This window comes from Chryseobacterium arachidis (assembly GCF_900129245.1).
Classification (GTDB): domain Bacteria; phylum Bacteroidota; class Bacteroidia; order Flavobacteriales; family Weeksellaceae; genus Chryseobacterium; species Chryseobacterium arachidis.
Map to the genome: position 1 here is coordinate 389221 of NZ_FQUT01000003.1, position 20324 is coordinate 409544.

16 protein-coding genes are annotated in these 20324 nt (G+C 37.4%); all 16 read right to left on the minus strand.

Annotation, left to right across the window (positions count from 1 at the left end; genetic code table 11):
* Positions 1 to 309: 309 nt before the first annotated feature.
* Positions 310 to 1587, minus strand: a complete 1278-nt coding sequence (locus tag BUA89_RS07995; protein WP_072955454.1) for an alkaline phosphatase family protein — start codon at positions 1585 to 1587, stop codon at positions 310 to 312.
* Between the two features lie 343 nt (positions 1588 to 1930).
* Positions 1931 to 2719: a T9SS type A sorting domain-containing protein gene (locus BUA89_RS08005; protein ID WP_072955458.1), complete on the minus strand. Its 789-nt coding sequence runs from the start codon at positions 2717 to 2719 to the stop codon at positions 1931 to 1933.
* Positions 2720 to 2721: 2 nt separating this feature from the next.
* Positions 2722 to 3249 carry an ankyrin repeat domain-containing protein gene (locus tag BUA89_RS08010; RefSeq protein WP_072955461.1) on the minus strand — a complete coding sequence of 176 codons (528 nt, stop codon included), beginning with the start codon at positions 3247 to 3249 and terminating at the stop codon, positions 2722 to 2724.
* On the minus strand, positions 3246 to 3791 hold the full coding sequence (locus tag BUA89_RS08015; protein WP_072955463.1) for a YceI family protein: 546 nt from the start codon (positions 3789 to 3791) through the stop codon (positions 3246 to 3248). The genes BUA89_RS08010 and BUA89_RS08015 overlap by 4 nt, the downstream gene beginning before the upstream one ends.
* 7 nt (positions 3792 to 3798) lie before the next feature.
* The gene (locus BUA89_RS08020; RefSeq protein WP_072955466.1) at positions 3799 to 4137 is read right to left on the minus strand and encodes a hypothetical protein; all 339 of its coding nucleotides are present in this window, start codon (positions 4135 to 4137) and stop codon (positions 3799 to 3801) included.
* Positions 4138 to 4139: 2 nt separating this feature from the next.
* Positions 4140 to 4985, minus strand: coding sequence for a DUF5777 family beta-barrel protein (locus BUA89_RS08025; protein WP_072955468.1), 846 nt, complete (start codon positions 4983 to 4985; stop codon positions 4140 to 4142).
* Positions 4986 to 5112: 127 nt separating this feature from the next.
* On the minus strand, positions 5113 to 5757 hold the full coding sequence (locus tag BUA89_RS08030) for a Crp/Fnr family transcriptional regulator (protein WP_072955471.1): 645 nt from the start codon (positions 5755 to 5757) through the stop codon (positions 5113 to 5115).
* Between the two features lie 437 nt (positions 5758 to 6194).
* Positions 6195 to 6500: a DUF3467 domain-containing protein gene (locus tag BUA89_RS08035; RefSeq protein WP_072955474.1), complete on the minus strand. Its 306-nt coding sequence runs from the start codon at positions 6498 to 6500 to the stop codon at positions 6195 to 6197.
* A gap of 86 nt (positions 6501 to 6586) precedes the next feature.
* Positions 6587 to 10852: a DNA-directed RNA polymerase subunit beta' gene (rpoC, locus tag BUA89_RS08040; RefSeq protein ID WP_072955478.1), complete on the minus strand. Its 4266-nt coding sequence runs from the start codon at positions 10850 to 10852 to the stop codon at positions 6587 to 6589.
* A 107-nt stretch (positions 10853 to 10959) separates the two neighbouring features.
* A complete protein-coding gene (gene rpoB, locus BUA89_RS08045; RefSeq protein WP_072955481.1) occupies positions 10960 to 14781 on the minus strand; it encodes a DNA-directed RNA polymerase subunit beta in 3822 nt (1273 codons plus the stop codon).
* Positions 14782 to 15192: 411 nt separating this feature from the next.
* On the minus strand, positions 15193 to 15729 hold the full coding sequence (locus tag BUA89_RS08050) for a hypothetical protein (RefSeq protein ID WP_072955797.1): 537 nt from the start codon (positions 15727 to 15729) through the stop codon (positions 15193 to 15195).
* Positions 15730 to 15754: 25 nt separating this feature from the next.
* Complete coding sequence (locus tag BUA89_RS08055) at positions 15755 to 17719, minus strand: hypothetical protein (RefSeq protein ID WP_072955483.1); 1965 nt, start codon at positions 17717 to 17719, stop codon at positions 15755 to 15757.
* A 284-nt stretch (positions 17720 to 18003) separates the two neighbouring features.
* Complete coding sequence (gene rplL, locus BUA89_RS08060) at positions 18004 to 18372, minus strand: 50S ribosomal protein L7/L12 (RefSeq protein ID WP_072955486.1); 369 nt, start codon at positions 18370 to 18372, stop codon at positions 18004 to 18006.
* Positions 18373 to 18419: 47 nt separating this feature from the next.
* A complete protein-coding gene (gene rplJ, locus BUA89_RS08065) occupies positions 18420 to 19016 on the minus strand; it encodes a 50S ribosomal protein L10 (protein ID WP_039369556.1) in 597 nt (198 codons plus the stop codon).
* A gap of 17 nt (positions 19017 to 19033) precedes the next feature.
* Complete coding sequence (rplA, locus tag BUA89_RS08070) at positions 19034 to 19726, minus strand: 50S ribosomal protein L1 (RefSeq protein ID WP_027380917.1); 693 nt, start codon at positions 19724 to 19726, stop codon at positions 19034 to 19036.
* Positions 19727 to 19740: 14 nt separating this feature from the next.
* A complete protein-coding gene (gene rplK / locus BUA89_RS08075) occupies positions 19741 to 20187 on the minus strand; it encodes a 50S ribosomal protein L11 (protein ID WP_072955489.1) in 447 nt (148 codons plus the stop codon).
* Between the last annotated feature and the right edge of the window lie 137 nt (positions 20188 to 20324).

Here is a 20324-nt window from a genome sequence, read left to right on the forward strand (position 1 = left end):
AACGAAAAGTTCAAGACTTGGAAACTTTCGCTAAAAAATAATTTTGTTCTCTAAAAATCCCAAAACTCGTGCGGATTAAATATGGGTTCTTCGGTTCTACAGTTATCTCGCACTCAAACAGTGGGATTTTCTTAACGTTCACAAAAATATTTTTCTTAACGCTTCATTTTCCTATGTCGTTTTAATTACAGTCATTATACAATAGTTTCGGCGAGCCAAAGGCTCGCCGAAACTATTGTATTTTTTATTATATTGTTGATAGGGTTTTACCCTATCCTTTAGTAAGTCGTCCCTTTGGGACTCCCGATTTTATTTCTTTAGAATTTCTTTTAATACTTTTAATTTTCCATCGATGGGCTGGTCGATTTTCAGACCTAAAATTTCTGCAATCAGAGGATATACATTAATATTCTGGAATTCATCAATTTCAAGATTATTTTTAAATTCCGGTCCCCAGGCAAAAAAAGTAGCTTTCATTTCAGGAACTTCTTTCGGATTGTAACCGTGCTTCCCAACAGACGTTTTCTTTCCTTTTTCCAAGAAAATCTTTGGAGCTTTTGGAATTAACAAAATCTGCCCGATCCTGTTATACTTATCATCTTTTGTTGCAAAGTGAAGATATTTTGGCAATTTTTTATCTAAATATACTTCATAGTCCTCCGTTTTATTTGCTTTTAATTCTTTGTAAGTGCTTTTTACCTCTGCAGGATTTTTAACGTAAATCCTTAACAAGGTCTGAGAATTATAGTAATCAAATTTATCTTTATTAAAAAGCATAGCAGGAATTTCAAGAGGATTTCCGCCATCCACTTTTATCATTCCGTGATCGGAGACGAAAACAAAATTTACATTTTTCAATCCTAAAGCATTTACTTTCTGTACCAATTCACCGATTGCATTATCCACCAAATGAACCGCAGTTTCTGTTTCTTGGGTATCCGGGCCGAAATGATGTCCGCTTCCATCTACCTCAGGAAAATATAATGAAATAAAATGTGGTCTTTTATCCACAGGCAATTTCAGCCAGTTCACCACTTTTTCCACTTTTTCAGATGGCGTGAATTTTTCGTGATAAGGATAATAATACGTCGGTCTTTTTCCTCCCGCTTCACTTGCTGAGCCTACCCACATGAGAGAAGCAGAAACCATTCCCTGCTTTTCAGCCAATGCCCAAAGCGGAGTTCCGCCGTACCAGCTTCCGTCTTCCGCATTTTGCTTATTGCTCATGGCATAGGATTGCTTTCTTTTATAATCGTAAAAAAAATTGTCAATCAAACCATGATGAGAAGGATATAAACCTGTCATTAAAGTCCAGTGATTCGGAAACGTAATACTTGGATAACTTGGAATCATTGCTTTTGCCTGCACTCCTCCATTTGAAAGCTTCAAAAGATTTTCTGCATTATATTTTTTAGCATAATCATAGCGGAAGCCGTCTGTAGAAATCATAATCACATAAGGTTTTGTCTGGGCTTCAACACTATTATGTCTGTCCGGAATAACTACCTGAGCCGTATCTGCATTTTCTTTCTGAGCAAAAACTGTCAATGACAATATCAACAGTAAGAATTGTAATCCTCGCTTCATTATTTAAATTTTCTGCAAAGTTACTTCCCGCAGGTCTCACACAAAAGTTTCGCGAGTTAAAAAAACATTAAAAACATTTTTTAGAATTAATGTACATAGAAGAATATTTATATTTGATTTAAAACAAAAAATAATGGAATTCTTCTTTGACATTTTAGGAAATTTTGTTCGTTGGATTGTTATTTATCGATGTGATACAAAGCAAATGAACAAAATATATACTACTAACCCAAAATCCGAGGGATTAAAAAACTCTTTGGCAGGGATTTTATTATTGGTTTTAATCGTAATTACAGGAGTCGCTTTATTTCAATAAAAAAGCCACTTTTCAGTGGCCTTTCATTTATTCTTTAATTAATTGTTCAAAAGAGGTTGATCCGTCTTTCAAGGTAATTTCCAGATAATAATTTCCGGATTTCAACTCAGAAATACTGATGTCTTTTCCTTCACCAACTATCGATTTTACTTTTCTTCCTGTAGATTCGTAAATATCGACAGATTTTATTTTATCTGCATTTTTAAAACTAATAGATTCTTTTGCAGGATTAGGATAAAGAACTACTTTTTTACTTTCTGCTGCAACATCATTTGTTGCTAATACTGTAGAAAAGGTTCCATTTGTAACAGCAGTATTTGCAGCTCCTCCATGGGGTGCTATTGATAAACCTGCAGAACTTGTAATAACACATTTCGTGGTAATACTACTTGCTGTAGCATAATTAAACTGATAATCATTGGCTCCATCTGCCGTCGTTAAATTACGTTCATAAGACATTGAAACTGTTCCTCCAGATATTGAAGGTGCATTTATTACTGTCCAATCCTGGGTATCTGAATTATAAACTCCAATGCCACCAAGATTCCTGTCAGTAAATCCAGCATCACTAAATGTTAAAGCATCGGTAGGCGCTCCGGACATACCTGCATTTGCTGCACTTCTAAAAGTAAATCCAAACCATCTGTCGGAAGGCCCTGTTAAATCCAATCTCACTTTGTTTGTGGTATTATTCAAGGTAATATTAGCCGTTACCGATCTTGTACCCACTGTACATGTCATCACTCCTGTAGATTTCAGTTGAGAAGTCCCCCAAAATCCTACAATTAATAGTAAAGAAGATAATATTTGTTTCATAATTAATTTTTTAATAAGTTAATAATTTCCTGATTTTTAGAGAAGATAGCATATTCAAATGCTGTTTTTCCTTGTTTATCTGCTAAGTTTTTATTTGCTTTATTTTCCAATAATATTTTCACCAAATCTTTGTCCTGAAGCTGTACTGCATAAATTAAAGGAGTTACCCCATTACTGTCCGCAAGATTAGCGTTGGCGCCATTTGCCAATAATTTCTGAGTGAGTTCTTTGTTATTTTTAAAAACCGAAGCTGTAAGTGCAGAGCCTTGAGCACTCCCAGAATTAATATCTTTTACATTTTTCATTAAAAATTCTGCAACAGCTATATTTCCTCTGTAGCAAGCTAAGATTAAAGGAGAGAAGCCCCCTTCATTGGTCTGATTGATAATATCTGGGTTCTGTTTCATCAGTTCTTTTACTTCTTCTACAGATCCGCTTCTTGCAACATCAAAAATAGATTTTGCTTTTTCCTGAGCCGATAAGAATGAAAAACTCAGTAAAATCCCCATCAATAAAATTAATTTTCTCATTGTTTTGAAAGGATATAATTATATTGAACATTTACATTTTCAGCAATCTTTTTGGACACCATTTTCGGAATTGTCACCTTATGATCTGCAGTTTTTGCAACAAATCCGCCCGACATATAAATCTTCCCGTCTTTGGCATAAACGGTAGCCGTAGAATTGTATGCTTTATCTACTCCGTGAAAATTTAAAGTTCCCTGAACTGTATATTTCTGTGGCGATGCAGATAATTTAGATTTATCAAAATTCAAGATCTTTCCGGTAAAAGTTGCTTTCGGATATTTTGCAGTTTCGGCATAGCTTTCGTTGAAATGTTCTTCCATTAATTTAGTTTTGAAATGAAAGTTTTTAACAGCTGAAACAGAGGCAAAATCTCCATTATCCGAATTAATAACAGCAATGTTGTTGTCATCCTGGGCAAAAACATCTTCAAATAAAGGCACAGATGCCTCAAACGTTACTTTACCTGTTTTAGTCGTATATTTCTGAGCAAAAACAAGATTGGTAAAAAGCAACGAAGCGGTAAGTAATACTAGCTTTTTCATATTAATTTTAGTTTTCCAGAAGCCCGTCGGCTTTCCATTTTGTGATGATGTTAATTTGTGTCGGCGATAAGCTTCCTCCCTGTGGCATTTTCAGAGGATCTCCTGTCGGTCTGCTTATTCTGTTGATAATATTGTCAATATTATTTTTCACCTGGCCGTAATCCGTAAGCGCTTGTGACCCGGGAGAATGGCAGCTGATGCAGTTGGCATCGATAATAGGCTTTACATCTTTATTGAAAGTCACCTGCTCTGCGACCGGAGTTTTATCTGAAATTTCTTCATACGTTCTGCTTTCACAGGCAATTAGTAAAACCGCCGATGAAATGATATACATATACTTTTTCATAATTAAAAGACTCTATAAAGATTAAACCCAAAGAAAATCTGCCCTTTTTCCCATTTTCCGGCTGCATTGGTGAGATAACCGATGTCCGAATTAAGCTGAGAATTGGTGAATAAAAGCTGGAACACGTGTCCCCCGGTTTCTATATCCATTCCCAGAGAGAGCGGATTTTTGTAGAAACTGTGACTGTCGAAATTCACAAAGTATTCCGCATTGATCGAAATTCTTTTTGAAATTTTATATCTTCCGCCTAATCCTGCCAGAAACTGATTTTTATCCTCGATTAAAGGCTCATAAAGATTTTTGTGGACATAAGAGGGAGTCAGCTGTAAAGAAAAGCCATCGCTGAATCTTCTCGAAATCAATGCCTGAGTGAGGTACGAAAGTCTGTCTCCAAACTGAAGATGCGGATAATTGTCTTTGCTGAGGTCCGTATTTACCGCCATCACATTGTATCCCACAATATCAACCGGAAATTTTTCGTTTTGCTTTACAAGCTTGTACTTTACCCCACCTTCGAAAGTTTTGAGATTGGTCTCCCTGGAAAGACTGACGGAAATATTGTCTGTGACCCCATAGATAACCCCTAATTTGGTTGAAGCATCATCCAGTCCGAAAAAATCTTTGAATCCTTTGCTTACATCCCCAAAGCGGTGAGCTACGACAACATACCATTCATTCTTCGCAGATAGTTTTGTAGACTGTCCTGTGACGATCTGCAATGCTTTAAAAGCAGGCGGCGAGATTTCGGTATTTTTTGTTTGAATGGTGTCAATATCCTTCAACAGATCTTCCTGTGAATAGGCAAAACCTGAAGCTAACATCGACAAAAATAAGAGAGTTTTTGTCATACACATTTATTTAAATTAGTATGGCAAACTTATAGAGTTAAAACTTCAAAATTGTGTGATAAAAGTCACCGGACAGATTGTTTTTATCAATTATATTGTTAAATTAATTAAATATTATTTATTAGTCTTATCTAACATTTTCATTTACAGGCATTTTTATCCCCTCTTTTGTCTGAATAATTTCGCCTTCGTTTTCAACTTTTTTCAAAACACGACTTATCACTTCCCTTGAAGTTCCCAGACTGTTGGCAATTTCCCGGTGGGTAAGCTTAATCGGATTATTGCCGCGTATTGTGATCTGCTGTTTGATATAGTTCAAAACTCTTTTGTCGAGCCGATGGAAAACAGCATCATTTACCATATTCATGACATCTAAGAATCTTTTATCATATTCGTAGTAAAAAAGCCTGTTGATTTCAGGAAACCTGATCAGCCATTCATGGACAACGGAAATGGGTACAAGCAACACATCGGAATCTTCTTCGGCTACCGCATAAATTCTGCTGGTACAATCTGTAAAAATTGACGAAAATGTCATCAGACAGCTGTCGTTCTCCCTGATATAATAATAGATGAGTTCCCGCCCATCATTCAGCGTGAAAACCCTTATAGAACCTTTGATAAGAAACGGAACAAATTTGTTCTTCTGCCCCTCTCTTACAATTTCAGTTTTTGCTTTTATTTTGCTGGCAACAGCATGCTGATGAAACTCAATTAAAAATTCTTCACCCAAAAAACCGAATTTATTATTAATAAATGGATCATTTATCATATCTGTTGTATCATTTTCAACAACAAATATATAAAATTAGAGAATCCGTATGACAGATTTTTTATCTATTAATATTATTTAATGATAAAGAAAAAATAATAAGCATTTTGCAACGGAAATATCGTTTTAGCAATAAACTTGTTTAAATTTTTGACATAACCACATGTCACATTAGTTTGTAGTTTAAGCCGTGAAAAAATAAAGATCACATAAGAGAAAATCGAAAATTTCAAAACTAATGTGTTCTAATAGGCAGGTTAACAGTCATTTTAAAATCTTATGTGACTGATGCAATTAAATTAAAAAATAGTTTAAACAGACTTAATATATATTTTATAGCATAATTAAATTATAGAAAAGTATTATTTCGAAATTTTCCTGCAATAAAAAATGCCCCAGTAAAACTGAGGCATTCTTATGTATGATTAAGAAAAATCTTAAGCTTGTACGTTGTTTCCACCTAATACGAAAGGCTCAACTTCTTTGATTTCTCCGAATTGCTGCTCGTAGTTAGCAATGTTTTGTTGAAGAGCAGTAAGTACTCTCTTAGCGTGAAGTGGAGCAAGAATGATTCTTGATCTTACTTTAGCCTGTTGTACACCTGGCATTAACTGGATGAAATCTACTACGAATTCTGATGGAGAGTGGTTTACCAAAGCAAGGTTAGCATAAACTCCTGCAGCTACCATTTCATTTAATTCGATGTTGATGTTTCCGTCTTGTGGATTCTGATTGTTGTCCATTGTTATAAAATATTTTTTTATTCGAAATTTTGAGGTTGTGAAAATATAAAAATAATTTCAAACCTCAAATTTCCGAATCATTAATTTTAGTTAAGATCTTCGAATTCTTTCTTAGAACCTACGATCACGTTTTGGTATTCTTTAAGACCTGTACCTGCAGGGATTCTGTGTCCTACAATTACATTTTCTTTAAGACCGTTCAGATCATCTACTTTACCAGCTACCGCCGCTTCGTTTAGAACCTTAGTTGTTTCCTGGAATGATGCAGCAGACATGAATGACTTAGTCTGAAGAGCTGCTCTTGTAATACCTTGTAATACAGGCGTTGCTGTAGCCGGTAAAGCTTCTCTTACTTCAACTAAAGCCTGATCTTCACGCTTCAATTTAGAATTTTCGTCTCTTAGTTCTCTTGCAGTAATCATCTGACCTGGCTGGAATACTTTAGAATCACCAGCATCAACAACTACTTTAAGACCGAATACTCTGTTGTTTTCTTCTAAGAAGTCATACTTGTGCTCAAGAGCTCCTTCAAGGAATTGAGTATCACCTCCGTCAACGATAGATACTTTTGTCATCATCTGTCTTACGATGATTTCGAAGTGTTTGTCGTCGATCTTCACCCCTTGTAGACGGTAAACTTCCTGAATCTCGTTTACCAAGTATTCCTGAACCGCCGTTGGACCTTTGATTCTTAAGATATCGTCTGGAGTAATTGAACCGTCAGAAAGTGGCGAACCAGCTCTTACGAAGTCATTCTCCTGTACCAAGATCTGGTTTGATAATTTAACTAAATAAATTTTTCTTTCACCAGTTTTAGCTTCAACGATCAATTCTCTGTTACCTCTCTTGATTTTTCCGTAAGAAACTACCCCATCGATTTCTGTAACAACCGCCGGGTTTGAAGGGTTTCTTGCTTCGAATAATTCGGTAACTCTCGGAAGACCTCCGGTGATATCCCCTGCTTTTGCAGATTTTCTTGGGATCTTAATTAAAACTTTACCCGCTTTAATTTTTTCACCATCGTTTACCATTAAGTGGGCTCCTACCGGTAAGTTGTAAGCTTTCTGCTCAACACCTTTAGAATCCACCACTTTCAAGGTAGGTACGGCTTTCTTATTTCTAGATTCAGAGATTACTTTCTCTTCAAATCCTGTTTGTTCGTCAATTTCAAGTTGGAATGAAATACCCTGGATGATATCCTCGTATTCTACCTTACCTGAAGTTTCTGCAATAATAACCGCGTTATACGGATCCCATCTACAGATTGTATCTCCTTTGCTTACTTTATCACCTGGTTTTACAGATAATATAGATCCGTAAGGTACGTTAGCTACCATTAATGGAGTTCTGGACTCATTATCAGCAACCAATCTGAATTCTGTTGAACGAGACACTACAACCTCAGCTGTATTACCGTTTTCATCTTCAGAAGTAATTGTTCTTACTTCATCCATTTCAACGATACCATCTCTTCTTGCAACGATTGACGGGTTTTCTGATACGTTTCCTGCAGTACCCCCTTGGTGGAAAGTTCTCAACGTAAGCTGAGTTCCAGGTTCCCCAATTGACTGTGCTGCAATTACACCTACCGCTTCACCCATGTGAATCATTTTACCTGTAGCCAAGTTTCTACCGTAGCATTTCGCACAGATACCTTTCTTAGCTTCACAAGTCAATGGTGAACGAACTTCAACAGCTTCTAATCCAGCTTCCTCAATTCTCTTAGCTAATGCCTCAGTAATCACCTGGTCAGCTTCAGCAATTAATTCATCTGTTTCAGGATCGTAAACATTATGTAAAGAAACTCTACCTAAGATTCTTTCAGAGATTTTTTCAACAATCTCGTCATTTTTCTTAAGTGCAGTAACTTCTGTACCTCTTAGCGTTCCACAGTCGTCTTCTGTAACGATAACGTCCTGTGCAACATCTACCAATCTTCTCGTTAAGTAACCAGCATCGGCAGTCTTAAGAGCGGTATCCGCAAGACCTTTACGGGCACCGTGGGTAGAGATAAAGTATTCTAGGATGGAAAGACCCTCCTTAAAGTTTGCAAGGATCGGGTTTTCAATGATCTCCGCACCGGTGGAACCAGCTTTCTGCGGTTTCGCCATCAAACCTCTCATCCCTGATAACTGACGAATCTGTTCCTTAGAACCCCTCGCTCCAGAGTCAAGCATCATGTATACAGAGTTGAAACCACCTTGGTCGGTTTTCATTCTGCTCATGATCATTTCAGTTAATCCAGCGTTGGTATTTGTCCAAACGTCGATTACCTGGTTATAACGTTCTGTATCGGTAATTAGACCCATGTTATAGTTAGCTCTAATTTCGTCTACTGTTTCGATTGATTGTGCAATCATCTGTTTTTTCTCAACAGGAACTACAATATCCCCTAATGAGAAAGAAAGACCTCCTTTGAATGCATTTGAATAACCTAAGTCTTTCATTGCATCCAGGAACTTCACTGTTGTAGGGAAATCCGTATCCGCAAGAATTCTACCGATAACGTTTCTTAATGATTTCTTGGTTAAAAGTTCATTAATATATCCCGACTGTTTAGGTACAATCTGGTTGAATAAAATTCTACCTACAGAAGTTTCGATTAATCTTGTAACGATTTGTCCGTCTTCTTTAACAGGAAGTCTACATCTTACTTTAGCATTTAAAGATACTCTACCTTCAGCATAAGCGATTTCCGCTTCTTCAGGAGAATAGAATGCAAGACCTTCACCCAAAACTTTTCTGTCTTCTGTAGAGCTCAATTCTTTAGTCATGAAATAAAGACCAAGAACCATGTCCTGAGAAGGTACCGTAATCGGAGAACCGTTTGCAGGGTTCAAGATGTTTTGAGAACCTAACATCAATAACTGAGCTTCAAGGATCGCTTCAGGACCTAACGGTAAATGTACCGCCATCTGGTCACCGTCGAAATCGGCGTTGAATGCTGTTGTTACCAACGGGTGCAGCTGGATTGCCTTACCTTCGATCATCTTAGGTTGGAAAGCCTGGATACCCAGTCTGTGAAGCGTAGGTGCTCTGTTCAATAGAACAGGGTGACCTTTCATCACATTTTCTAGGATATCATAAACTACCGGTTCTTTTCTATCAATAATTCTCTTTGCAGATTTTACTGTTTTTACAATACCTCTTTCAATTAGTTTTCTAATGATGAATGGTTTGTAAAGTTCAGCTGCCATATCTTTAGGAATACCACATTCGTGAAGCTGTAAGTTTGGACCTACAACAATTACCGAACGCGCAGAGTAATCTACCCTTTTCCCTAGTAAGTTCTGACGGAAACGACCTTGCTTACCTTTCAATGAATCTGAAAGAGATTTCAATGGTCTGTTTGATTCAGATTTTACAGCTGAAGATTTTCTTGTATTATCGAATAATGAATCTACTGATTCCTGAAGCATACGCTTCTCGTTTCTCAAGATTACTTCCGGAGCTTTGATCTCCAATAATCTCTTCAAACGGTTGTTTCTGATAATAACTCTTCTGTAAAGGTCATTCAAATCGGAAGTAGCGAAACGTCCACCATCCAACGGAACCAATGGTCTTAGTTCTGGTGGGATAACTGGAAGTACACGCATGATCATCCACTCCGGTCTGTTGATCATTCTTGTATTAGCACCTCTCAATGCTTCTACAACGTTCAATCTTTTTAGAGCTTCAGTTCTTCTTTGTTTTGAACCTTCGTTGTGAGCTTTGTGTCTCAAGTCGAAAGACAATGCGTCAAGATCGATTCTTTTTAATAATTCCTCAACAGCTTCAGCACCCATTTTAGCGATGAATTTGTTTGGATCAGAATCGTCAAGATATTGGTTCTCGATCGGAAGAGTTTCCATGATATCCAGGTACTCTTCTTCTGTTAAGAACTCCATATTTTCGAAATCAGAACCGTCTAATTTCTTAGCAATACCTTGTTGGATCACCACATATCTTTCGTAGTAGATGATCATATCTAATTTCTTAGAAGGAATTCCTAAAAGGTAACCGATTTTGTTCGGTAAAGAACGGAAATACCAGATGTGAGCGATAGGAACAACAAGGTTGATGTGCCCGATTCTCTCTCTTCTTACTTTTTTCTCCGTAACCTCTACACCACAACGGTCACAAACGATCCCTTTGTAACGAATTCTCTTGTATTTACCACAAGCACATTCGTAATCCTTTACAGGACCGAAGATCTTTTCACAGAACAAACCGTCTCTTTCAGGTTTATGCGTTCTGTAGTTAATAGTTTCCGGCTTAAGCACCTCCCCTCTTGAGTCTTGTAAAATAGACTCCGGTGAAGCTAAACCGATGGTTATTTTATTAAATCTACTTGATTTATTTTTATTTGACATAATTTTATTTTTGATTATAAAGATTAAAGATTGAAAGCTGTTACACTTTCGCTCTTATCATCTCGGAGTTAATTAATACTTTAATTTTTAAATAATTAAATCTTAATTTACTCCTCCAATCTTACGTCTAATCCAAGACCTTGTAACTCGTGAAGTAATACATTGAATGATTCAGGAATACCAGGTTCTGGCATAGATTCACCTTTTGCAATTGCTTCGTAAGTTTTTGCTCTACCAATCACGTCATCCGACTTCACAGTAAGGATCTCTCTAAGGATATTCGATGCTCCGAATGCTTCAAGAGCCCAAACCTCCATCTCTCCGAATCTCTGACCTCCGAACTGAGCTTTACCTCCTAACGGCTGCTGAGTAATCAATGAGTAAGGACCGATAGAACGTGCGTGCATCTTATCATCAACCATGTGTCCTAGTTTCAACATGTAGATGATACCTACTGTCGCAGCCTGAGTAAATCTTTCTCCGGTACCACCATCATAAAGGTGAGTGTGACCGAATTTAGGAAGACCTGCTTTCTCAGTGTACTCAGTGATTTGATCCAAGCTTGCTCCATCGAAGATTGGTGTAGCGAACTTCAATCCTAATTTCTGACCAGCCCATCCAAGAACTGTTTCATAAATCTGACCGATGTTCATACGAGATGGTACCCCAAGTGGATTCAATACGATATCTACTGGTGTTCCGTCTTCCAGGAATGGCATATCTTCTTCACGAACGATTCTCGAAACGATACCTTTGTTACCGTGACGACCCGCCATTTTATCCCCTACATTCAGCTTACGTTTTTTAGCGATGTACACTTTAGCCAACTTCATGATCCCTGCTGGAAGCTCATCTCCGATTGAAATTGCGAATTTCTCACGGTTTTTAACTCCTTGAATATCGTTGAACTTGATTTTGTAGTTGTGAATTAATTGTTTGATTAATTCGTTTTTATCGTTATCAACAGTCCAGTCTGAACCGCTAACGTTTACGTAATCTTCAACTGAAGTCAATAATTTGTGAGTGAACTTCACACCTTTACCGATAATTTCTTCGTCTAGGTCATTTTTCACCCCTTGAGAAGTTTTACCGCTTACCAGTGTATTTAATTTTTCAATTAAAGTATTTCTCAAATCATCAAACTTAGCCTTGTAAGTGTTTTCAATTTCTTCAAGTTTAAGTTTTTCTTCAGTTCTCTTCTTTTTATCTTTAATGTTTCTTGAGAACAATTTTTTGTTGATCACAACACCTCTTAATGAAGAGTCTGCTTTCAATGAAGCATCCTTTACATCACCAGCTTTGTCACCGAAGATTGCTCTCAAAAGTTTTTCTTCAGGAGTCGGGTCAGATTCACCTTTTGGAGTGATCTTACCGATCATGATATCTCCAGGCTTCACTTCAGCACCGATTCTGATCATACCGTTTTCGTCAAGATCTTTAGTAGCTTCTTCAGAAACGTTTGGAATATCTGCTGTAAGCTCTTCCATACCTAATTTGGTATCACGAACTTCAAGAGAATATTCATCCACGTGGATTGAAGTAAACCAGTCTTCACGAACCACTTTTTCGTTGATTACGATCGCATCCTCGAAGTTATATCCTTTCCAAGGCATGAACGCAACTACTAAGTTTCTACCAAGAGCCAATTCTCCTTTTTCAGTAGCATAACCGTCGCAAAGTACCTGTCCTTTTTCCACTACATCACCTACTCTTACGTTTGGTCTTAGGGTAATAGTTGTACTCTGGTTAGTTTTTCTAAACTTAGTAAGGTTATATGTTTTAGTAGCAGACTCGAATTGTACTAAATCTTCGTCTTCACTTCTTTCATATTTAATAACAATTTTGTCAGCATCTACATACTCTACAGTACCAGTACCTTCAGCATTGATCAAAATTCTAGAATCTCTTGCAACCTGCTGCTCAAGCCCTGTACCTACGATTGGAGCTTGTGGCTTCAATAGAGGAACTGCCTGACGCATCATGTTAGATCCCATCAATGCACGGTTCGCATCATCATGCTCCAAGAAAGGAATCAATGAAGCTGAAATACCAGAGATCTGGTTTGGTGCAACGTCGATTAGGTTCACCTGAGCTGGCTCAACTACCGGGTAGTCACCATCCAATCTTGCAATAATTCTGTCTGTTAAGAAATCACCATTATCACTCAATTCAACGTTTGCCTGAGCAATTACTTTGTCTTCTTCGTCCTCAGCATTTAAGTAGATAGGATCCGCAGCAAGATCAATCTTACCATCTTCTACTTTTCTGTACGGAGTTTCGATGAAACCTAGTCTGTTGATTTTAGCATAAATACCTAAAGATGAAATCAAACCGATGTTTGGTCCTTCCGGAGTTTCAATCGGACAAATTCTTCCGTAGTGCGTATGGTGAACGTCTCGAACCTCGAAACCTGCTCTTTCTCTTGATAAACCTCCAGGTCCTAGTGCAGAAAGTCTACGCTTGTGCGTGATTTCTGATAGTGGGTTGGTTTGGTCCATAAACTGAGAAAGCTGGTTGGTACCAAAGAATGAGTTGATTACTGATGTTAAAGTTTTAGCATTAACAAGGTCAAGCGGAGTAAAGATTTCGTTATCTCTAACGTTCATTCTTTCCTTGATCGTTCTTGCAATTCTCGAAAGACCTACACCGAACTGCCCAGCCAATTGCTCACCCACAGTTTTAATTCTTCTGTTTGATAAGTGGTCGATATCATCAACCTCAGCTTTAGAGTTTACCAACTCGATCAAGTGTCTTACGATCGCGATGATATCTTCTTTTGTAAGAACCTCAGTATCTGTAGGAATGTTAAGACCTAATTTTTTGTTTAGTCTGTAACGTCCCACTTCACCTAATGAATATCTTTGCTCAGAGAAGAATAATTTTTCAATAATTCCTCTTGCAGTTTCCTCATCTGGTGGATCTGCGTTTCTTAACTGACGATAGATGTACTCTACTGCTTCTTTTTCAGAGTTAGTAGGGTCTTTCTGTAATGTATTCTGGATGATAGAGAATTCATTGCTGTTTTCTTTGTGAATCAAGATAGATTTCACACCAGCATCCAAGATAAGATCTAAATGTTCTTTTTCAAGAATCGTTTCTCTATCCAAGATGATTTCGTTTCTTTCGATAGAAACAACCTCACCGGTATCTTCGTCTACGAAATCCTCGAACCAAGTGTTCAATACTCTCGCAGCCAATGTTCTTCCTTCTACTTTTTTAAGGGCAGCTTTAGAAACTTTCACTTCTTCAGCAAGGTCGAAGATCTGAAGGATATCCTTATCAGACTCATAACCGATCGCTCTTAATAAAGTTGTTAATGGTAACTTTTTCTTACGGTCGATATACGCGTACATTACGCTGTTGATATCTGTCGTAAATTCCATCCAAGATCCTTTGAAAGGGATAATTCTTGAATAATACAATTTGGTTCCGTTTGCGTGGTAAGTCTGTCCGAAGAATACACCAGGTGAACGGTGTAACTGCGTAACGATAACTCTCTCTGCACCATTGATGATGAAAGATCCACTTGGCGTCATGTAAGGAACCGGCCCTAAATATACATCCTGAACTACCGTTTGGAAATCCTCGTGCTCAGGGTCTGTACAATACAATTTAAGTCTTGCTTTAAGAGGCACTGAATATGTCAATCCTCTTTCCACACACTCATCGATTGAATAACGTGGAGAATCTACCAAATAATCTAAGAATTCCAATACGAACTGGTTTCTAGAATCGGTAATCGGGAAATTTTCCTGGAAGGTTTTGTACAAACCTTCGTCAGTTCTGTCTTCAGGAAGAGTATCTAATTGAAAAAACTCACTGAAAGACTCGATTTGGATATCCAAGAAGTCCGGAGTGATGATCTTTCCTTTCGCTGAAGAGAAGTTTACTCTCTGATTTCCCCTAATTGTAGGTGTTGTTTTACTCATAAAACTTTTAAGAAAGGTTAAAAAATATTTTGATTCATTAAAAAATATCAGAAACAAGAGTTTGAAAATAAAGAAAAGATAAAAACCTTATAATGTTTGGCGCTATTAGAAATAGTCTTTATTTTTTTCTATTGATTTTCAGAACCTTAATCCTAACTGCAACACTGGTATATCTTTTCACAGCGTAATGCAAAATATTTTTATTACTTTTGAGGCAGAGTCGCCGCAATATCTATATACAAGAAAGCCCTTTCATTCTCATGAAAGAGGTCATTTTCAATATTTTATAGATTTACAAACAATTATTCGCGCCAAAAGAGACTGCAAATTTACAATTAATTATTCATATTTACAAATAAAAACCACTTCATTTTGAAGTGGTTAATTATTTACAACAGTAAATTTTATTTTTTATTGTTTCCAGAAAGTCCATGCAGTCCCATTAAACACCGCAAGCTGTTTATCGGTAGTATCATATACCATCATCCCGGGTGATGGGTTGATGATATTAAGATGAGGGCTTGCTACTTTGGGTAAGACCATAGCTTTATTGGCATCTTCAAGCACAAGAATTCCCGGTGTAGAAGTAAGAGCACCAATAGCTACCTTAGCAGTGGTATTTTCATTCTCTGAATTTTGTATCAAAACTCCGTCGATAGATGTTACAGGGTCTACTGTTGTCCCTGTGGCAGCATTGATAGAAAGATCCTTCCACGAAGCAGCATATTTTACTTTTACTTTCTTATCTGCTAAATCATAAATCATAGTTCCGTTTACAACTCCGGTGACATTGGCTGCGGATGTAACCCAGGGCAGGATCATCCCCCTGTTTGCCGTTCCAAACTCCAAAGAAACCGAAGCTGAAGAGACCGAGGTCTTTCCTATTGCAACCTGAGAAAATATACTGCCTGAAAAAACTGCAAATATGATGATTGTTATCTTTTTCATTTCCATTTTTTTTAATTATTAATCATTAGTTTGTAGGACAAGTCTGGGTATTAAAACAAGCCCATCCCGCGGGAGTCCCTGTTGTATTCACCTGGATACAGTCTAATGTTGTATTGTAGATCATCATTCCTTCCACAAGGTTTGCAGCCGGAATCAGATCTCTCTGTGCCGTTGTTAATCTGTTCAGTACAAAACCTTTTGTTTTAGATTCTAAGGCTGTCCACGCCCCTTTTCTTACCGTTGGCCAATTATCAGCCTGAGAGCCTGCTCTTCCTAAAGATGTGATCCCTTGAGGTGTGTTAAGAACAGACCCGGCCGGCGTAGTAACTACCGGTTTGTAACAATAGCATGCAGATATTAAAGCATTTTGAGAATCACCAATTCCCTGCCCCTGAGTTCCTGACGTATCTGCCAACCCTCCTGCATTTACCTGATTAGGAACCCCGCCAGCATTCACACACGATGCTGTAGCACAAAGATTTTGATTAGCCGCGGAAGAACCTGCACCGACACTTAGTCCCATTGCTGCATTTACCAACATACTTGTTGCAACATTTTCATTTCCTTCCATGGTATCCAGACATCCGTCATTATCAGAATCGAGATCTAGCTCATTAGAAATACCATCACCATCAGGATCACAAAAACCATGTTTCACCCCTTTTCCGTTTCCTGTAATATAGGTTGTATTAACAACATGCTGTTTCAGCACAACAGTATTGCTTCCTGTATGGCTCCAATTAACCGTATTGAAATGATTTCCCTGATAAAGTTCTAATGGATACGAATTTCCGTTTGAAGACTTACTTCCATACATTTCCACACTCCCGTTTTTATGGATAATTATTCTCACCAAAGGATTAGTTGCATTACCTGTCATCTGATAGATCTGCGGAACTCCTCCATTTCCGTAACGAGACCCGTCTTTAAATCTTACATTATCTGTCTGATCCGGCTGGAACTCAATTTCATTTACTGCAAGGTCGACACCGTTAATTGTAAGATTGAAAGAATTATCGAGCGTATAAACATCGAAAACAAATCCTAAATCTGCTGCTGGAGCTGAGAAAGTAACTGTATTGCCATTGGTAGAACTGAAATCTGTATCAACTACAATATCCGCACATTCATCTAAATCTAAAATACCGTCATTATCAGAATCCAGATCCATATCATTTGTAATACCATCGCCGTCTGTATCGACAATAACTTCGTTGACAGGGCAGGTAAACGTAAAATCAGTTATACCCGGCTGTGCAGATAATTTTGTAACACTAATGTCATCGATGTAATAATCATTTCCTGCGCCCCCCTGAAAAATATTTTGTAAAGATAATTTGGCAACTGTATTCTGGCAGCTTAAAGACGGTGTTTTAAAATGCAGCTTAAATTCTTGCCAATTGGTGGATTGTGATCCTATTGATCCTGTAGAAATCCCACCAAGCTCTACTCCTGAAACCGGATCTTTAATGGCTAATTTCACCTGTGTAGTGGGATTTACAACATACATCCAAAATGATACTTCATAATAAGAATCTTGTATAAAACTGAAGTTCCTTTCATAGAAAGCCGTATTGGGTGTTTGTGCATTAATGGCTAAAACTGCACCATGAATATCTCCGGATATATGATCTTCAGCATATCTGTTTGCTCCTTCAAATGGTGTTGTAGATGGATCAGGCAACGTCCAGAAATAATATCCGGGAATTACTCCGGAATAGATAAATTCCGGGGCAATAACTGCATAATATGAGTTATCAATATTGCTCGCTTCGAAATTTGTGGTGTTTGCTTTAGAAGTTCCAAAGGCAAAATTACCTATTGGCACATAATCTGATTTTTTTCTTCCATAATCGTTACCCGCACTTGGAGCCGGGCTTACACCGAAATCATCAAAAAATACAGTTTGTGCATAATGATTTTTACTTAAAAGACAAAAAAGAAATAGGGCAATACTTCTTGCAGTCAGTTCGAATGTTTTCTCTTTCATAGAGCTAAAGTGTGTTTTTTTGTTTAAGATTTGAAAAATAATTCTATCCCTACCTATACACATATTGAAAGCTTAAAATTAAGTATGAAACATTCTTACCTATTAGAAAACTAAAAGGTTTAAGTTTCGAGGATTATTAGTTAGGGATTGTGAAATGAATTTTTCGGATGCAAAAGTACAATAATGCAATCGGTTACAATCAATTTATGATGAGAACTACTATACATTGCATAAAAAAAGCAACTACATCTCTGTAGTTGCTTCTTATATTTAAAAATTGAAAATTATTTCAATTCTACTTCAGCACCAGCTTCTTCTAATTGCTTCTTAAGAGCTTCAGCTTCGTCTTTAGAGATACCTTGCTTCAATGGAGCAGGAGCACCGTCTACGATATCTTTAGCTTCTTTAAGACCAGCACCAGTTAAATCTTTTACCAATTTAACGATAGCTAATTTAGAAGCACCTGCAGACTTAAGAATTACGTCGAATTCAGTCTTTTCTTCAGCAGCTTCACCTGCACCACCTGCAGCAACTACTACAGCAGCAGCAGCTGGCTCAATTCCGTACTCATCCTTAAGGATAGCAGCTAATTCGTTTACGTCTTTTACTGTTAGGTTTACTAGCGTTTCAGCTAAATTTTTTAAATCTGACATTGTTGTAATGTTTTTTTGTTGATTATTGATTATTTTTTGAGTGTAAATTATTCAGCAGCTGGCGTTTCGTCAGTGCTTTCTGCAGCAGGAGCTTCTGGAGCAGCCTCAGCAGGAGTTTCTTCTACTGCAGGAGCAGCAACTTCTTCAGTTGTAGCTTCTCCAGCTTCAGATTTGTTTTGAAGAGCAGAAACAACTCTCTGGATTGGAGACTGAAGCAATCCGATGATTTCACCGATCATTTCTTCTCTAGACTTGATGCTTACTAAAGTATCCAAGTTTTCGTCACCAACATAGAAAGTTTCCTGAACGAAAGCAGACTTTAATGCCGGCTTCTCATCCTTCTTTCTGAAGTCTTTGATTAATTTCGCAGGAGCGTTAGCCGTCTCAGAAATCATGATCGCTGAGTTTCCTTTGAAAGACTGGAACATCTCAGAGTAATCTACTCCTTCGATTTGCTCCATTGCTTTTTGTAAAAGTGTATTTTTTACAACTTTTACTTTAATATTTTGCTTGAAAGCCTGTCTTCTGAAATCAGAAGCTTTACCAGCGTTCAAACCTTCTAGATCTGCTACGTAAACTACTTTTGCATCCTGAAGCAAATCTTTGATCTCTTGTATTGCTACAACTTTTTGGTCTTTTGTCATTGTCTTAGGATTTATTATTAGTTAACAGATTTAGTATCGATTGCAATACCAGGACTCATTGTAGAAGATAAATAGATAGACTTCACATAAGTACCTTTAGCAGCAGTTGGCTTCATTTTGATCAAAGTAGAGATCAATTCCTGAGCATTCTCCTTGATTTTAGCAGCATCGAAAGATACTTTACCAATACCAGCGTGGATAATACCGTATTTGTCTACTTTAAAGTCAATTTTACCCGCTTTTACCTCAGTTACTGCTTTACCAATTTCCATTGTTACAGTACCTGATTTAGGGTTTGGCATAAGACCTCTTGGTCCTAATACTCTACCTAATGGTCCTAATTTACCCATAACAGCCGGCATAGTAACGATAACGTCTACATCTGTCCAACCGTCTTTGATTTTTTGTAAATATTCATCTAGACCTACATAGTCAGCGCCAGCTTCTTTAGCTTCTGCTTCTTTATCCGGAGTTACTAAAGCCAAAACTTTAACATCTTTACCAGTTCCGTGAGGAAGAGATACAACACCTCTTACCATTTGGTTTGCTTTTCTTGGATCTACACCCAATCTTACAGCGATATCTACAGAAGCATCAAACTTTGCAGTGTTCACTTCTTTTACAAGAGCTGAACCTTCTTCAAGGTTATAGATTCTTCCTTTTTCTACTTTGCTTAAAGCTTCCTTTTGCTTTTTAGTTAATTTTGCCATTTCTTCTTTAAGTATTAAGCGTTAAAAGTTGGTTTAGTTCCTGTTACTCTTAATCCCATAGATCTAGCAGTACCTGCTACCATAGAAACAGCAGAATCTAATGTAAAGCAGTTAAGGTCAGTCATCTTGTCTTCAGCGATCTTTTGAACCTGAGCCCAAGACACAGCACCTACTTTGTTTCTATTAGGTTCCCCAGAACCACCCTTGATTTTAGCCGCATCCATCAACTGGATTGCTGCAGGAGGAGTTTTGATAACGAATTCAAAAGATTTGTCTTCGTATACTGTAATTACTACAGGTAAAACTTGTCCTGGCTTATCTTGAGTTCTTCCGTTAAATTGCTTACAAAACTCCATGATGTTCACACCCGCAGAACCCAATGCTGGACCTACTGGTGGAGAAGGGTTAGCAGCGCCACCTTTCACCTGAAGCTTTACCATTTTAAAGACTTTTTTAGCCATTGTTTGTTTTTTAAATTTGAATAATTAATGAGTTTGGAAGCATTTATTATTCAGCAGGTTATCTATTCTCACCTTAGATAATCCTACTTTTCGGACTGCAAAATTATGAAATATTTTTGAAATAGCAAATCGAAATG

What these genes read in the sequence shown, in the direction of transcription:
- BUA89_RS08015 (WP_072955463.1), bottom strand. Translation starts at nt 3,791, where the DNA reads ATGAAAAAGCTAGTATTACTTACCGCTTCGTTGCTTTTTACCAATCTT.
- rplL (WP_072955486.1), bottom strand. Translation starts at nt 18,372, where the DNA reads ATGTCAGATTTAAAAAATTTAGCTGAAACGCTAGTAAACCTAACAGTA.
- rpoB (WP_072955481.1), bottom strand. Translation starts at nt 14,781, where the DNA reads ATGAGTAAAACAACACCTACAATTAGGGGAAATCAGAGAGTAAACTTC.
- BUA89_RS08035 (WP_072955474.1), bottom strand. Translation starts at nt 6,500, where the DNA reads ATGGACAACAATCAGAATCCACAAGACGGAAACATCAACATCGAATTA.
- rplJ (WP_039369556.1), bottom strand. Translation starts at nt 19,016, where the DNA reads ATGACAAAAGACCAAAAAGTTGTAGCAATACAAGAGATCAAAGATTTG.
- BUA89_RS08055 (WP_072955483.1), bottom strand. Translation starts at nt 17,719, where the DNA reads ATGAAAGAGAAAACATTCGAACTGACTGCAAGAAGTATTGCCCTATTT.
- rpoC (WP_072955478.1), bottom strand. Translation starts at nt 10,852, where the DNA reads ATGTCAAATAAAAATAAATCAAGTAGATTTAATAAAATAACCATCGGT.
- rplK (WP_072955489.1), bottom strand. Translation starts at nt 20,187, where the DNA reads ATGGCTAAAAAAGTCTTTAAAATGGTAAAGCTTCAGGTGAAAGGTGGC.
- BUA89_RS08010 (WP_072955461.1), bottom strand. Translation starts at nt 3,249, where the DNA reads ATGAGAAAATTAATTTTATTGATGGGGATTTTACTGAGTTTTTCATTC.
- BUA89_RS08050 (WP_072955797.1), bottom strand. Translation starts at nt 15,729, where the DNA reads ATGAAAAAGATAACAATCATCATATTTGCAGTTTTTTCAGGCAGTATA.
- BUA89_RS08025 (WP_072955468.1), bottom strand. Translation starts at nt 4,985, where the DNA reads ATGACAAAAACTCTCTTATTTTTGTCGATGTTAGCTTCAGGTTTTGCC.
- BUA89_RS07995 (WP_072955454.1), bottom strand. Translation starts at nt 1,587, where the DNA reads ATGAAGCGAGGATTACAATTCTTACTGTTGATATTGTCATTGACAGTT.
- BUA89_RS08020 (WP_072955466.1), bottom strand. Translation starts at nt 4,137, where the DNA reads ATGAAAAAGTATATGTATATCATTTCATCGGCGGTTTTACTAATTGCC.
- BUA89_RS08005 (WP_072955458.1), bottom strand. Translation starts at nt 2,719, where the DNA reads ATGAAACAAATATTATCTTCTTTACTATTAATTGTAGGATTTTGGGGG.
- rplA (WP_027380917.1), bottom strand. Translation starts at nt 19,726, where the DNA reads ATGGCAAAATTAACTAAAAAGCAAAAGGAAGCTTTAAGCAAAGTAGAA.
- BUA89_RS08030 (WP_072955471.1), bottom strand. Translation starts at nt 5,757, where the DNA reads ATGATAAATGATCCATTTATTAATAATAAATTCGGTTTTTTGGGTGAA.